Genomic DNA, 13,874 nt, shown 5'->3' with positions numbered 1-13,874 from the left:
CCCGCCCGAACGATATGAAAATTAGCGCCGAACTGCAACAGTCACTTGAATGTTGCCTTCACGTTGCGGACAGGTGGGCGGCGAGTGCCGGGTGGGTGGCGTCACGGCGTCGGCGGCGGGCTGTGGTGCAGTCCGGCGATGCCGAGGCCGGGTGCGTCGGGCAGCAGCACGCCGGCGTTCTCGTACCGGATGCCGCCCTGCACCGGCGACCAGGCCAGCCACCAGGCGGCGTCCAGGTCCGAAACGGCGCTGGTGCCACAGGCGGCGACCAGGCTGGCGGCGGCGCCGAGCCCGATCTGGGTCTCCATCATCGAACCGACCAGCGTGCCCAGGCCGTGCTCGGCGGCCAACTCCAACAGGGTCCGGGCCGGACCCAGCCCACCGCACTTGGCCAGCTTGACGTTGACCATGTCGGCGGCCCGTCGCTGGATCACCTCGACCAGGTCACGCACCCCGTAGACCGTCTCGTCGGCCAGGATCGGCACGTCCACCCGGTCGGCCACCCAGGCCAGCCCGGCGAGGTCCCGGGCGTGCACCGGCTGCTCGACCAGCTCCACGTCCAGCCCGGCGTCCTCGACGCTGCGGATCACCCGGACCGCCTCCCGGGGCGTCCAGCCCTGGTTGGCGTCGAGCCGGATCCGCACCTGCGGGCCGGCGGCGGCCCGCACCGCCCGGACCCGGGCCAGGTCACCCGCCGCGTCCGTGCCGACCTTCACCTTGAGTACGTCGAAACCGTCCGCCACCCGCTGCTTCGCCGCCCCGCCCAACTCGACCGCGTCCCCGGCCGACAGGGTCACGTCGGTGGCGACCCGGCGGGACGTACCACCGAGCAGCCGGACCAGCGGCACGCCGAGCCGCCGCGCGGCCAGGTCGTGCAACGCCACGTCCACCGCCGCCTTCGCCGCCTCGTTGCCGGCCACCGCCCGGCGCAACTCCGCACACCGGGCCACCAGGTCGTCCGGGTTCCGCCCGGTCAGCAGCGGGGCGAACACCTCCTCGACACAGGCCCGCGCCCCGCCGATCGACGAACCGGTCACCTGCCACACCTGCGGTGCCTCGCCGAACCCGGACCGGCCGTCGGTGTCGACCACCTCCACGACAAGGGTCTCTACTGTGGAGGTACGGCGCAGCGCGGTCACGAACGGGGTGTGCAGCGGAGCGGAGATCCGGTGGGTGCGTACCGAGGCGATCGACATGTTGGCACCATATCGACCGTCGGCTCAGTCGACGGTTCCCAGCCGGTGCCGGGCGGCCCAGACCAGGGCCGAGATCCGGGCGATGAGCCGACGGGCCAGCTCGTCCCGCTCGTCGCCGATCCGCCCGCCCTCCCGGTCCGGCGACACGCTGGTGCAGACCACCAGCGCGTACGGGGGCGCGTCGTCCGGGAAGACCACGCCGGCACCGTGCCGGACCCCGCGTACCCAGCCGTTCTTGTGCGCGATCCGGGTGCCCGGCGGCAGCCCGGCCGCCAGGTCCTCCCGGCGTTCCTGGGCGAGCAGCACGTCGAGCATGGCGGCGCAGGCGGCCGGGGAGGCGATCCGGGACCGGGCGATCCCGCCGAGCAGCCCGGCCAGGTCGGCGGCGGTGACCTGGTTGTCCAGCCCGGCGTCCCGGGCGGCGAAGTCCTCGATGCCCCGCCCGGTACGGCTGTGCCGGGCGCCGCTGTCCGCCCAGACCTGCGCCACGGCGGGCAGCCCGACCCGCCCGAGCACCAGGTTGGTGGCGAGGTTGCTGGACCGGACGATCATCCGCTCGGCGAGCCAGCGCAGCGGCGCGGTGCCGCCCAGCCGGGCCCAGACCGCCTCGTCGTTGTCGTAGTCGGCCGCGCAGGAGAACCGGGCCGCGCCCGGGCGGGCCGAGTCGAACTCGTTGACCACCGGCACCGGCGCGTCCAGCGCCACCTGCCCGGCCTCGGCGGTCCGGTGCAGTGCGGCCAGCACCGCCACCTTCATGGTGCTGGCCGCGTAGTGCGGGGTGTCCGCCAGCCGGGTGTAGGCGGGCCGGCGGCCGAGCCGACCCGCGTAGACCGAGACGGTGCCGGCCACGGCGGCCAGCTCGGCGTCGAGCGCGTCCCAGGGCATCTGCGCGGCGTACGACCGGAGTCAGCCGGCGTGCTTGCGCCGGGCGGCGGCCCGGGCCCGGGACGGCGCGTCCAGCACCACCTTGCGCAGCCGGATCGCCACCGGGGTCACCTCGACGCACTCGTCCTCGCGGCAGAACTCCAGGGCCTGCTCCAGGGAGAGCTTGCGCGGCGGGATCAGCTTCTCGGTCTCCTCGCTGGTCGAGGAGCGCATGTTGGTGAGCTTCTTCTCCTTGGTGATGTTGACGTCCATGTCGTCGGAGCGGGAGTTCTCGCCGACCAGCATCCCTTCGTAGACCTCGGTCGCCGGCTCGACGAAGAGGGTGCCGCGCTCCTGGAGGTTGAGCATCGCGAAGGCGGTCGCCACCCCGGTCCGGTCGGCCACCAGCGAGCCGGTGTTCCGGGTACGCAGCTCGCCGAACCACGGCTCGTACGACTCGAAGACGTGGTGCAGGATGCCGGTACCCCGGGTGTCGGTGAGGAACTCGGTCCGGAAGCCGATCAGCCCCCGGGCGGGTACCAGCCACTCCATCCGGATCCAGCCGGTGCCGTGGTTGACGAGTTGTTCCATCCGGCCCTTGCGGGTGGCCAGCAACTGGGTGATGGCGCCGAGGTATTCCTCCGGGGCGTCGATGGTGAGCCGCTCGACCGGCTCGCAGGTCTTGCCGTCGATCTCCCGGGTCACCACCTGCGGCTTGCCGACGGTCAGCTCGTACGACTCGCGGCGCATCTGCTCGACCAGGATGGCCAGCGCCAGCTCGCCCCGGCCCTGCACCTCCCAGGCGTCCGGCCGGTCGGTGGGGAGGACCCGGAGCGAGACGTTGCCGATCAGTTCCCGGTCCAGCCGGTCCTTGACCATCCGGGCGGTGACCTTGGCGCCCTTGACCCGGCCGACCAGCGGCGAGGTGTTGGTGCCGATGGTCATCGAGATCGCCGGCTCGTCGACGGTGATCAGCGGCAGCGGACGGGGATCCTCCAGGTCGGCCAGGGTCTCGCCGATCATGATCTCCGGGATGCCGGCGACCGCGATGATGTCGCCCGGCCCGGCGGAGGTGGCCGGCTTGCGCTCCAGCCCCTCGGTCATCAGCAGTTCGGAGACCCGTACCCGCTCCACGGTGCCGTCGGTGCGGCACCAGGCGACTGTCTCGCCCTTGGTGACGGTGCCCTGCCGGACCCGGCACAGCGCCAGTCGGCCGAGGAACGGCGAGGCGTCGAGGTTGGTGACGTGCGCCTGCAACGGCGCGGCCTCGTCGTAGGCGGGCGGCGGGATGGTGTCGAGCAGGCTGCGGAACAGCGGTTCCAGCGAGCTGCTGTCGCTCGGCACGGTGCCGTCGGCGGGCTGGGTCAGCGAGGCGATGCCGTCCCGGGCGCAGGCGTAGATGATCGGGAAGTCGATCTGCTCGGCGTCGGCGTCCAGGTCCAGGAAGAGTTCGTACGTGTCGTCGACCACCTCCTTGATCCGGGCGTCCGGCCGGTCCACCTTGTTGATCACGAGGATGATCGGCATCCGGGCCTGCAACGCCTTGCGGAGCACGAACCGGGTCTGCGGCAGCGGGCCCTCGCTGGCGTCCACCAGCAGCAGCACCCCGTCGACCATGGTCAGCCCGCGTTCCACCTCGCCCCCGAAGTCGGCGTGCCCGGGAGTGTCGATGATGTTGATGGTGACCGGGTCAGAACCGTCCGCCGGCAGGTAGCGCACGGCGGTGTTCTTGGCCAGGATGGTGATGCCCTTCTCCCGCTCCAGGTCCATGGAGTCCATCACCCGGTCGGTGGGCTCGGCCCGGGCGGAGAACGCGCCGGACTGCCGCAGCATGGCGTCGACCAGCGTGGTCTTGCCGTGGTCGACGTGGGCGATGATTGCGACGTTACGAAGGTCCCCGCGGGTCTGCATGCCCTCCATCCTCTCGTCCCGGCGATCCGGGCCGGCGTCCGGGTTCCCCCTGAGGTAACCCGGCTCTCGTCGGGAATCGCTGTGCCGGCACCGCGCCGGGCTGGCATGCTGGCCGGGGTGTTCGGGGGGTCGCCGTGCAGGATGTGTTGACGGTGGTGCGGGAGTTGCCACCGGTGCTGGTCTACCTGGCCGCCGCGCTGCTGGTGGCCACCGAGACGGCACTGATCGTCGGTCTGGTGATGCCGGCGGAGGCGACCCTGCTGCTGGTCGGCTTCCTCGCCTACACCGGGATGCTGCGGCTGGGACCGGCGCTGGTGGTGATGATTCTCGCAGCGGTGCTCGGCGACGCCCTGGCGTTCCGCAGCGGCCGGCGGCACGGTCCCCGGCTCCGGGGCGGCCGGTGGGGAAGCCGGGTCGGTGCGGCGCGCTGGGCCAGGGCCGACGCGATGCTGGCCCGACTGGGTGGGCGTGGGGTGTTCGCGGCCCGCTGGGTGGCCTTCGCCCGTACCCTGGTGCCCCGGCTGGCCGGCAGCGCCGGGATGCCGTACCGGCGGTTCGCGCCGTGGAACCTGGCCGGGGTGGTGACCTGGGTCGGCGGCTCGGTGCTGGCCGGCTACCTGGCCGGGGAGTCCTACGAGACCGTCTCCCACTACCTCGGCAAGGCGACCGGGGCGGTACTGCTGCTGATCGTCTTCATCGTGGCGATCGTGCTGGTCGGCCGCTGGCTCGGCCGCAACCCGGATCCGGTGCGGTCGCTGCTGACCCGGGCCGTCGCCCGCCCGCCGCTGCGCTGGCTGGCCCGGCGGTACGGGGTGCTCTTCTTCGTGCTGTCGCTGCACATCGGGCCGGGCTGGACGCTGCTGGCCAACCTGGTGGCCGGGTTGGCGCTGCTCTTCGTGACCGGGCTCACCCTGGCCTGGCTGCTCGACCTGGTGGTCACGCACAGCGGGCTGTCGGTGGTCGACAGCGCGATCGCGGAGTGGTTCGCGGTCCGGCGTACCGACGGGGTCGCCGAGTTGGCGCACGGTGCGATCGGTGCACTGCGCGGGTGGGTGCTGATCCTGGTGGTGGCGCTGGTCGCCGCGGTGGTCGGCTGGCGTACCCGGCCGTGGCGGGTCGACCTGCTCAGCGTGCTCGGCACGGTCGGCGCCTTCGTACCGCTGCTGGTGCTGCTGCTGGTCAGTGACGTCACCGGCCCGACCAGCGGCGCCCCGGTACGGCTGCTGCCGGCCCAGAACGCGGTGGTCGCGGCCAGCCTCTGCACGCTGGCCTGGCTGCTGGCCCGGCAGAGCCGCTGGCCGACGGCGGTGGCGGCCTGGACGGTGGCGGCGGTCGGGGTGGTGACCGTCGGCGCGGCCCGGCTCTACGTCGGCTGGAGTTCGGCGAGCGAGACGGTCACCTCGATGCTGCTCGGCGTGCTCTGGACCGCGGTCTTCATGGTCGCCTGGGCGACCCGCGACCGCGCCGTCCGCCGCGCCGGCCCGTCGGCCGGCCCGGTGTCGGCTGGCCCGGTCTCGGCGGTCCCGGCCGGAGTATCGGCAGAGCCGGCCGGATCCCAGGCCGGCCCGGTGCCGGCCGACCCGGCGGGAACGGCGGCTGGCCCGGTGTCGGCGGTACCGGCGGAAGCGTCGCCGGAGCCGGTTGACGGGTCGTCGGGGTCGGCCGGGGCTCCGGGCACCGAGCGGGCGGCTCCGGCCAGCCGGGCGGTCGATGCCCCCTGAGCTGTCGGTCTGCCTGTTATGGTGCGCCGGGAGATCTGGGGGGACTCGATGACTGAGCGGCTGCGCAGGACCGCGCTGGTGTTGGGGGCGGTGGCGCTGGCGCTGGCCACCGTGGTCGCCTGCGCCAACGGCGAGCCGGGCGGGGACGGCACCGGGACCGGCGTCGAGGCCGCCGCCGATCCGTCCGCCGAGGCGGAACAGAGCCCGGCGGACGAGCCGACGACCGAGCCGGAGCCGCCGGCCGTGGCGGGGCTCGGGGCCAGGCCGACCCCGTCGGCGACGCCGAAACGGACCCCGAGCAAGAAGCCGGGGCCGCGCAAGGTGCCGAAGCCGCCGACCGAGACGAAGCTGCCCCCGCCACCGCCAAAGCCCGAGACCGGCTGCACCAAGCCGCGCTACGAGGGCACCCAGGCCAGCCGGGCGCAGGTCAAGCAGGCGTTGACCGAGGCGGCCGGCCGGACGTACTGGCCCAGTTCGGCGCCGAGCATCCGGGTGCCGGTCGACCTGGTCAAGGCGACCGCCTGGCAGGAGAGCGGCTGGCAGTCCAACATCATCGCCTGCGACGGCGGGGTCGGGCTGATGCAGGTCATGCCGGACACGGCGGCCTTCGTCAACCAGCGCTTCGACCAGTCGTACGACATCGACGCCTACCGGGACAACGCCACGCTCGGCGCGAACTACCTGGCCTGGCTGATCAAGTACATCGGCGACGCCTTCTTCGAGAGCGACTACGGGGTCTCCGCCGACGCCTGCACGAGCGAACTCAACTCGTGTCTGCTGAACGCGGTGATCTCGGCGTACAACTTCGGGCCGGGTGCGGTGGTGACCGAGGACGGCTTGAAGATCCCCAACCCGCAGTACGTGCGAAACGTCCGAGCACTGATGACGGAGTGTGAGTGCCTGGCCTTCTGAGGCCGATGGCCGGTTGACCGTCCCCACCCGACATCGAGTGGGTTGACCATTGCTTTTGGTCAAATTGGCAGCTTGGACGACTGGACTCTGTCCGACAGCACGGATACGGTCAGTAGTGAATACCTGCCTCCGAGTCAGGAGGGCTGATCGATGCGACTGCTCTGGCTCGCCGATGTGCTCCGGTCCGCCGGGCTCACCGTGCACGAGGTCGGCGGTTGGCGGAGTCGCGGCTCGACGTCATTCGATCCACACGGGATCATGTGTCACGAGACCCGCGGCTCGCTGCGTTCCACCGACGCCGGCGAGATATACGTCCTGCTCAACGGGTCCGCGACGGCACCACCGCCGATCGCCCAGCTCTACCTGTCCCGGAGCGGGGACTGGCACGTGATCGCCTCCGGCCGGTGCAACCACGTACGGGTCGGCTGGGCCGGGCCGTTCAAGGGCGTCGGCAACTCCGGCCTGCTCGGCATCGAGGCGCAGCACGCCCTCGGCGAGCCCTGGACCGACCAGCAGTACGACTCGTACGTCCGAGGCGTCCGCGCGCTGCGCAAACGTACCGGCTGGGGAATCGGCGGGCACAAGGAACACCAGCCGGCCGGCTACGGGCACGCGAGCGTCAAGACGGACCCGAGTTTCAACATGAACCAGTTCCGGCGCGACGTCGCCGCGCCACCACCGTCCGACGAGGAGAACATCATGCCGGCACTGTCCGATCAGGAGCAGGAGCAGCTACTCAAGTTCGCCAAGGACAACAACTACCTGCTCTGGCACGGCGCGCAGAAGCCGGACGGCACCGGCCGTACCGACATCCGGCAGCACTTCTACAACATCGAGGGGATGCTGACCGAGGTCAAGGCCAACCAGATGGCCATGCTCGGCAAGGACTGGGTCAACGAGCAGGAGATCATCGACGGCGTACTCAACGGGCTGGGCTCGAAGGACCTCGACGACGCGGCGACGGCGCTCCGGGCGGCGTTCGGCGACCGGATCGGCGAGCTGGCCGCGAAACTCACCGCAGCCTGAGCCGGCTCGGTCAACCGGCGGCAGGAACCACCGCGGCCTGAGCCGGTTCCCTCAACCGGCGGCGCGACCCGCCGCGCCTGGGCCGGTTCGTTCAGCCGGCGGCGGGACCCGCCGCCGCTCGGGGCTGGCGCCGGCCGGGGGCGTCAGCCGGGCGTGCGGCGGCGCAGCCAGGCGTCCTCGGCGAGGTAGTCGAAGTAGTCGGTGCGGTAGTTCTGCGCGAGATCGGGGAAGACGGTCCGCCAGTCCCGGCCGTGCGCGGCGTCCACCAGCCACCGTACGGTCGCCGGCAGCGAGTCGAGATAGCTGGTCACCGGGCGGTAGCCGAGCTGACGTTCCGCCAGGCTCATGTCGAGCACCACCGGATGTGGGGTGGACCACGGCGTCTGGCCGACCGGCGGTGCCGGGGAGGGACCGTCGATCAGCACGTCCTCCGCGTCGTGGTCGAGCACCGCGTGCACGGCGGCGCCGATCTCGCGTACGGTCGGCGGCTCCGGGTCGCCCGCGTTGAGCACCCGGGCACCGGGTTCGGCGGCGGAGAGTCGGATCAGCTCGGCGAGATTGGCCGTGCAGACCGGGTGGAACCGGCTCTCGCCACGGTACGCAAGCACGCGTACCGGCCGGTTGTCGAGGGCGCGTTTGACGAAGTGCCACTCGCGCGGGTGCACGGTGTGCGGCCCGTGGATCGCGCCGGCCCGCAGCAGCGTGGTCGGCAGGATCGCCCCGGCGGCCAGCAGTTCGCGCTCCAGGGCCGCCTTGCCGGCGGCGTAGCCGTCCCCGTCCGGCTCGGCGTCGGGGTCGAGCGGTGCGACGGTCCGCTGGGTCTCGGCGATCGGCACCGGAAACCGCACCCCGTCGGCGCCGAATCCCCGGCCCTGGTCGTCCAGGTAGACCGCGGCGCTGGAGACGACCACTGCCGAGCCGATCCGGTCGGCGAGCCGGAGGAGCTGGCGGGCGTGCCGGGCGTCGTACGCGACGGTGTCGACCACCACGTCGCAGCCGTCGCCGACCGCGACGGCGAGCCCGGCGTCGTCCGCACGGTCCAGCGGCACCAGCTCGACGTTCCAGTCCGGTGGCCACGGGGCGCCGGCCCGCAGGCCACGGGCGGCGGCCCGGACCTGCCAACCGTCGGCGACCAGGGCGCGGACCGCAGCCCGGCCGATCTGGCCGGTGGCACCGACGACCAGGGCGAGCTTCTCCATGCCGTCACGCTAGAGCCACCGTGACGAGCCCGGCGAGCGCTTCAGCTATCAGCCGAAACCTCCGCCGGTCGATGCCTGCCGCGCCGGGAGCGATCCCGTACCGCGACCGGTGCCGGGGCTGCCAGAGGTTGGGTCAGCGGGGTACCAGGGTCATCTCGACCGAGTAGCGGGCTGCCAGGTAGGCGTGCGCGCCGTACTCGACGGCGCGGCCGGCCGAGTCGTAGGTGGTACGCCGGATGGTGAGCAGGGTGCTGCCCCGGGCCACCCCGAGCAGCCGGGCCTCCCGGGCGAGTGCCGGCCGGGCGGAGACCTCCTGGTTGGCCAGTTGCAGCGTCACGCCCTGCCGGCGCAGCAACTGGTAGAGCCCGTGCTGGCCGAGCGCGGCCCGGTCGACGCTGACCAGTGCCGGCGGCAGGTAGTTGCGCATGAGTGCCAGCGGCTGGCCGTCGGCGGACCGGAGGCGTTCGACGGCGATCAGTTCGGTGCCCTCGGGTACGCCGAGTGCCGCCGCCTCCTCGGGACCGGCCGGGGCCCGTTCGAGGGTGAGCACCTCGGTCGACGGCCGGCGCCCGGCGCTGGTGAGGTCGTCGAAGAGGCTGGTCAGCGCGAGCGGACGGCGGACGGGCCGGGCCATCACCACCGTGCCGAGGCCGCGTCGGCGGACCAGCAGCCCCTGCCGGACCAACGTCTCGATCGCCTTGCGCATCGTGGGCCGGCTGACCGCGAGTTGGTCGGCGAGCTCGATCTCGTTGTCCAGCCGACCGCCGGGTGGCAGCGTGCCGGCGACGATCGCCTGCTCCAGTTGCTGGGCGATCTGGAAATAGAGCGGCATCGGACTGTCCCGGTCGATGACGACACCGTCCAACGAGACCTTTTCGCCGCGCTCACCCGCGAGGACCACGACGGTCATCGTACGGCATCGTGCTGAGGTGAGGTTGTCACTATGTATTGACAAAAGTTGAGTTCGACGGGGATCGTTGGGTGATGTCCGACCGGTATGATCAGCTCCGGGAGGTACGCGCCCGCCACCCGGAGGCGATCCTGGCGACGGCCGCCCGGCGGCGACGTCGTCCACTGCTGGGCGACACCGGCCGGCTGCTGCTGATCGCCGCCGACCATCCCGCCCGGGGAGTGCTCGGGGTCCGGGACTCCGCCTCGGCGATGGCCGACCGCTACCGGCTGCTCGACCGGCTCCGCATCGCCCTCGACCGGCCCGGCGTCGACGGGGTGCTCGGGACCCCGGACATCCTGGAGGACCTGCTGCTGCTCGACTGCCTGGACGACAGGGTGGTGATCGGCTCGATGAACCGGGGCGGGCTGCACGGCTCGGTTTTCGAGGCGGACGACCGGTTCACCGCCTACGACGCACCGACGATCGCCGAGATGGGCTTCGAGGGCGGCAAGATGCTCTGCCGGGTGGACCTGGCCGATCCGGCCACCGTCCGTACCCTGGCGGCCTGCGGCCGGGCGGTGGGGGAGTTGGCCCGGTACCGGCTGATGGCGCTGGTCGAGCCGTTCCTGTCCCGCCGGACCGGCGGGCGGCTGCGCAACGACCTCGACGTGGAGGCGGTGGTCCGGTCGGTGGCGATCGCCTCCGGGCTCGCGCCGACGTCCGCGTACACCTGGTTGAAGTTGCCGGTGGTGCCGGGGATGGCCCGGGTGATGACCGCGACGACCCTGCCCACGCTGCTGCTCGGCGGCGACCCGTCCGGCGATCCGGCGCGGACCTTCGCGGCCTGGGCCGAGGCACTGGCCCTGCCCGGCGTACGCGGGCTGGTGGTCGGTCGGAGCCTGCTCTTCCCGCCCGACGACGACGTGGCCGGTGCGGTCGACCGGGCAGCCGCACTGGTGCACGGGACGGCGCCCCGGTGACCGGCGACGCCGAGACCGGGCCGGCAGGCGCCGACGGCTCCCCGACCGGTGGTGGCACGGGCCGTTGTTACTGGCCGGCCGGCAGCGCCGCCGTCGGCCGGTGGTCGGTGGCGCTGGACCCGCAGCGGTGCGGCTGGACGTACACCGGGCTGCGGGTGGTGGAGTTGCCACCCGGCGCCCGCGTCGGCTTCGACACCGGGCCGGACGAGGTGATCGTGCTGCCGCTGGCCGGCTCGGCGGTGCTGCACTGCACCGACTCCGATTCCGATTCCGCCTGCGGCCCGGACACGGACCGGGCGCCCGCAGGTGGGGCGGGTGGTGGCTGGACGATGGAGCTGGCCGGTCGCTCCGGGGTCTTCGCCGGGATCAGCGACTTCGGCTACCTGCCGCCGGGCACCCGGGCCGAGCTGTCCAGCGCCGACGGCGGCCGGTTCGCGCTGCCGGCGGCCCGGGCCCGGCGCCGCTTCCCGGCCCGGTACGGCCCGGCCGACGGGGTACGGGTCGAGCTGCGCGGCGCCGGCACGTGCAGCCGTCAGGTCAACAACTTCGCCACCCCGGAGACGTTCGAGACCGATCGGTTGATCGCCTGCGAGGTGCTCACCCCGGACGGCAACTGGTCGTCGTACCCGCCGCACAAGCACGACGAGCCGCGGGCCGGGCAGGAGGTGGTGCTGGAGGAGATCTACTACTTCGAGGTCGGCATCGGCCCGACCGGTACCCCCGGGTACGGCTACCACCGCATCTACGGCACGGTACGACGCCCGATCGACGTACTGGCCGAGGTGCGCTCCGGCGACACGGTGCTGGTCCCGTACGGCTGGCACGGCCCGTCGATCGCCGCACCCGGACATCCGCTCTACTACCTGAACGCGATGGCCGGGCCGGCCGAGGAACGGTCCTGGCTGATCTCCGACGATCCGGCGCATGCCTGGGTACGCGCCTCCTGGGCGGGTCGGCCCGTCGACCCGAGACTCCCGCTCACCTCGCACTCCCGCTGACCCAGCACTTCCGCTGACCCAGCACTCCCGCTGACCTCGCACCTCACTGATGCCGATCTCGCCCTGATGCCGATCTTGCAGGCTCGGCCGGGTTCACCCCGACCTCGGACTCCGGCAACGCCCGACGTCCCGCCCGAAGCCCGACGCCGACGCCTGACGCCCGATGCCCGACGATTGCCGGCTCACGGCCCGTCCCGACCGGAGGCCCCGATGACGACCACCAGACTCACCGTCGGGCAGGCGCTGGTCCGGTTCCTCGCCGCCCAGCGGACCGAACGGGACGGCGTACGGCACCGGCTCTTCGCGGGCTGCTTCGGCATCTTCGGGCACGGCAACGTCGCCGGGCTCGGCCTGGCGCTCGCCGAACACGAGATCGCCGGTGCCCCGGGTCTGCGCTACCTGCCGGCCCGCAACGAGCAGGCGATGGTGCACGCCGCCGTCGGCTACGCCCGTACCCGCCACCGGCTGAGCACCTGGGCCTGCACCAGTTCGATCGGCCCCGGCGCCACCAACATGGTCACCGGGGCGGCCCTGGCCACGATCAACCGGCTGCCGGTATTGCTGCTGCCCGGCGACGTCTTCGCGACCCGGGTGGCCGGTCCGGTGCTCCAGGAGCTGGAGGATCCGCGCGGGTACGACGTCTCGGTCAACGACTGCTTCCGGCCGGTCTCCCGGTTCTTCGACCGGGTGTACCGGCCGGAGCAGTTGCCGAGCGCGCTGCTGGGTGCGGTGCGGGTGCTGACCGACCCGGCCGAGACCGGGGCGGTGACCCTGGCGCTGCCGCAGGACGTGCAGGCCGAGGCGTACGACTGGCCGGTGGAGCTGTTCGCCGAGCGGACCTGGCACGTACCCCGGCCGGTGCCGGAGCCGGCGGCGCTGGCCCGGGCGGTCGCGGTGTTGCGGGCCGCGCGGCGTCCGCTGCTGGTGGCCGGCGGCGGCGTGCTGCATTCCGAGGCGACCGAGGCGCTGCGCGACTTCGCCGAGGCGAGCGGCATTCCGGTGGCGGTGACCCAGGCCGGCAAGGGTGCGCTGCCGTCCGACCATCCGCTGGCCGTCGGCGCGGTCGGGGCGACCGGTGCCGACGCCGCCAACGAGCTGGCCGCCGACGCCGACGTGGTGCTGGGGGTCGGCACCCGGTACACCGATTTCACCACCGCCTCCCGGACCGTCTTCGCCGATCCCGGGGTGCGGTTCGTCAACCTGAACGTGGCCGCCTTCGACGCGGTGAAACTCTCGGCGGTGCCGGTGCGGGCCGACGCCCGGGCCGGGCTGACCGCGCTGACCGAGGCGCTGGCCGGCTGGTCGGCGCCGGCCGGGCACCGGGAACGGGCGCGGCGGCTCGCCGCCGACTGGGACGCGACGGTCCGGGCGACGTACGCGCGCCGGCACGAGCCGCTGCCGGCCCAGGCCGAGGTGCTGGGCGTACTCGACGAGGTGGTCGGGGCACGGGACGTGCTGGTCTGCGCGGCCGGCTCGCTTCCCGGCGAGCTGCACCGGCTCTGGCGGGTACGCGACCCGCTCGGCTACCACGTCGAGTACGGCTACTCCTGCATGGGCTACGAGATCGCCGGCGGGCTCGGGGTGAAGCTCGCCGCACCGGACCGGGAGGTCTTCGTCCTGGTCGGCGACGGCTCATATCTGATGATGGCCCAGGAGCTGGTGACCGCGGTCGCCGAGGGGATCAAGCTGATCGTCGTCCTGGTGCAGAACCACGGGTACGCCTCGATCGGCGCGCTGTCGGAGTCGGTCGGCGGGCAGCGGTTCGGCACCCGCTACCGCTTCCGGGACGGGGAGTCCGGGCGACTGGACGGGCCGGTGCTGCCGGTGGACCTGGCCGCCAACGCGGCGAGTCTGGGCGCCGAGGTGTTCCGGGTGCGGGGCGTCGACGAGCTGCGGGTGGCGCTGGGCCGGGCCCGGGAGTGCCGGCGTACGACCGTCGTGCACGTGGAGACCGATCCGCTGCTGCCGGGGCCGCCCGGTGGGGCGTGGTGGGACGTGCCGGTGGCGGAGATGTCGACGCTGGACGGCGCGGACGCGGCGCGGGCGGCGTACGAGCGGGGCAGGCGCGAGCAGCGCCACTACCTGCAACCATAGTTGCGCAATAGTTCTTGCACAACTGCTCTTGCGTATGCCAGCCTGGGTGGCGTGACGAGAGAGATCCGCAAGATCACCGAC

Annotated in this window: 10 protein-coding genes and 1 pseudogene; 6 read left to right on the top strand and 5 right to left on the bottom strand. The window is 72.8% G+C overall.

Annotated elements, in window-relative coordinates:
• Positions 1-101: 101 nt before the first annotated feature.
• Genes Pen02_RS23880 through typA form a run of 3 tightly spaced genes read right to left on the bottom strand, consistent with a single transcriptional unit; the run spans position 102 to position 3,971 of the window.
• Positions 102-1,196 carry a mandelate racemase/muconate lactonizing enzyme family protein gene (locus tag Pen02_RS23880; protein WP_203868316.1) on the bottom strand — a complete coding sequence of 365 codons (1,095 nt, stop codon included), beginning with the start codon at positions 1,194-1,196 and terminating at the stop codon, positions 102-104.
• A gap of 24 nt (positions 1,197-1,220) precedes the next feature.
• Positions 1,221-2,081 (bottom strand): serine hydrolase, encoded by an 861-nt coding sequence (locus Pen02_RS23875; protein ID WP_203868315.1) that lies wholly within the window; start codon positions 2,079-2,081, stop codon positions 1,221-1,223.
• A 21-nt stretch (positions 2,082-2,102) separates the two neighbouring features.
• Positions 2,103-3,971, bottom strand: a complete 1,869-nt coding sequence (gene typA, locus Pen02_RS23870) for a translational GTPase TypA (RefSeq protein ID WP_203868314.1) — start codon at positions 3,969-3,971, stop codon at positions 2,103-2,105.
• Between the two features lie 134 nt (positions 3,972-4,105).
• Between typA and Pen02_RS23865 the strand changes: the two are divergent.
• The 3 genes and pseudogenes from Pen02_RS23865 to Pen02_RS23855 form a co-directional block, all read left to right on the top strand.
• Positions 4,106-5,440: pseudogene (locus Pen02_RS23865) on the top strand (DedA family protein); the annotation flags it as partial.
• A 300-nt stretch (positions 5,441-5,740) separates the two neighbouring features.
• Complete coding sequence (locus tag Pen02_RS23860) at positions 5,741-6,604, top strand: transglycosylase SLT domain-containing protein (RefSeq protein WP_203868312.1); 864 nt, start codon at positions 5,741-5,743, stop codon at positions 6,602-6,604.
• Positions 6,605-6,754: 150 nt separating this feature from the next.
• Complete coding sequence (locus Pen02_RS23855; RefSeq protein ID WP_203868311.1) at positions 6,755-7,630, top strand: peptidoglycan recognition protein family protein; 876 nt, start codon at positions 6,755-6,757, stop codon at positions 7,628-7,630.
• A gap of 143 nt (positions 7,631-7,773) precedes the next feature.
• On the opposite strand, the gene Pen02_RS23850 is transcribed toward Pen02_RS23855, so the two are convergent.
• Together Pen02_RS23850 and Pen02_RS23845 are read right to left on the bottom strand one after the other, a co-directional pair.
• Entirely contained in the window at positions 7,774-8,829 is a 1,056-nt protein-coding gene (locus Pen02_RS23850) for an NAD-dependent epimerase/dehydratase family protein (protein WP_203868310.1), read from the bottom strand.
• Between the two features lie 133 nt (positions 8,830-8,962).
• Complete coding sequence (locus tag Pen02_RS23845) at positions 8,963-9,739, bottom strand: GntR family transcriptional regulator (protein ID WP_203868309.1); 777 nt, start codon at positions 9,737-9,739, stop codon at positions 8,963-8,965.
• Positions 9,740-9,813: 74 nt separating this feature from the next.
• On the opposite strand from Pen02_RS23845, the gene Pen02_RS23840 reads away from it, so the two are divergent.
• From Pen02_RS23840 to iolD, 3 genes are all read left to right on the top strand, one after another.
• Positions 9,814-10,701 carry a Cgl0159 family (beta/alpha)8-fold protein gene (locus tag Pen02_RS23840; RefSeq protein ID WP_203868308.1) on the top strand — a complete coding sequence of 296 codons (888 nt, stop codon included), beginning with the start codon at positions 9,814-9,816 and terminating at the stop codon, positions 10,699-10,701.
• Positions 10,698-11,699 carry a 5-deoxy-glucuronate isomerase gene (gene iolB / locus Pen02_RS23835; protein WP_203868307.1) on the top strand — a complete coding sequence of 334 codons (1,002 nt, stop codon included), beginning with the start codon at positions 10,698-10,700 and terminating at the stop codon, positions 11,697-11,699. The genes Pen02_RS23840 and iolB overlap by 4 nt, the downstream gene beginning before the upstream one ends.
• A 210-nt stretch (positions 11,700-11,909) precedes the next feature.
• Positions 11,910-13,793 (top strand): 3D-(3,5/4)-trihydroxycyclohexane-1,2-dione acylhydrolase (decyclizing), encoded by a 1,884-nt coding sequence (gene iolD, locus Pen02_RS23830; RefSeq protein WP_203868306.1) that lies wholly within the window; start codon positions 11,910-11,912, stop codon positions 13,791-13,793.
• The last annotated feature ends 81 nt before the right edge of the window (positions 13,794-13,874 follow it).

The sequence above is a fragment of the Plantactinospora endophytica genome (assembly GCF_016862915.1).
In the GTDB taxonomy this organism is placed as follows: Bacteria; Actinomycetota; Actinomycetes; order Mycobacteriales; family Micromonosporaceae; genus Plantactinospora; species Plantactinospora endophytica.
The sequence above is the reverse complement of the archived record's forward strand: the minus strand, read 5'-3'. Positions and strand labels throughout refer to the sequence as shown.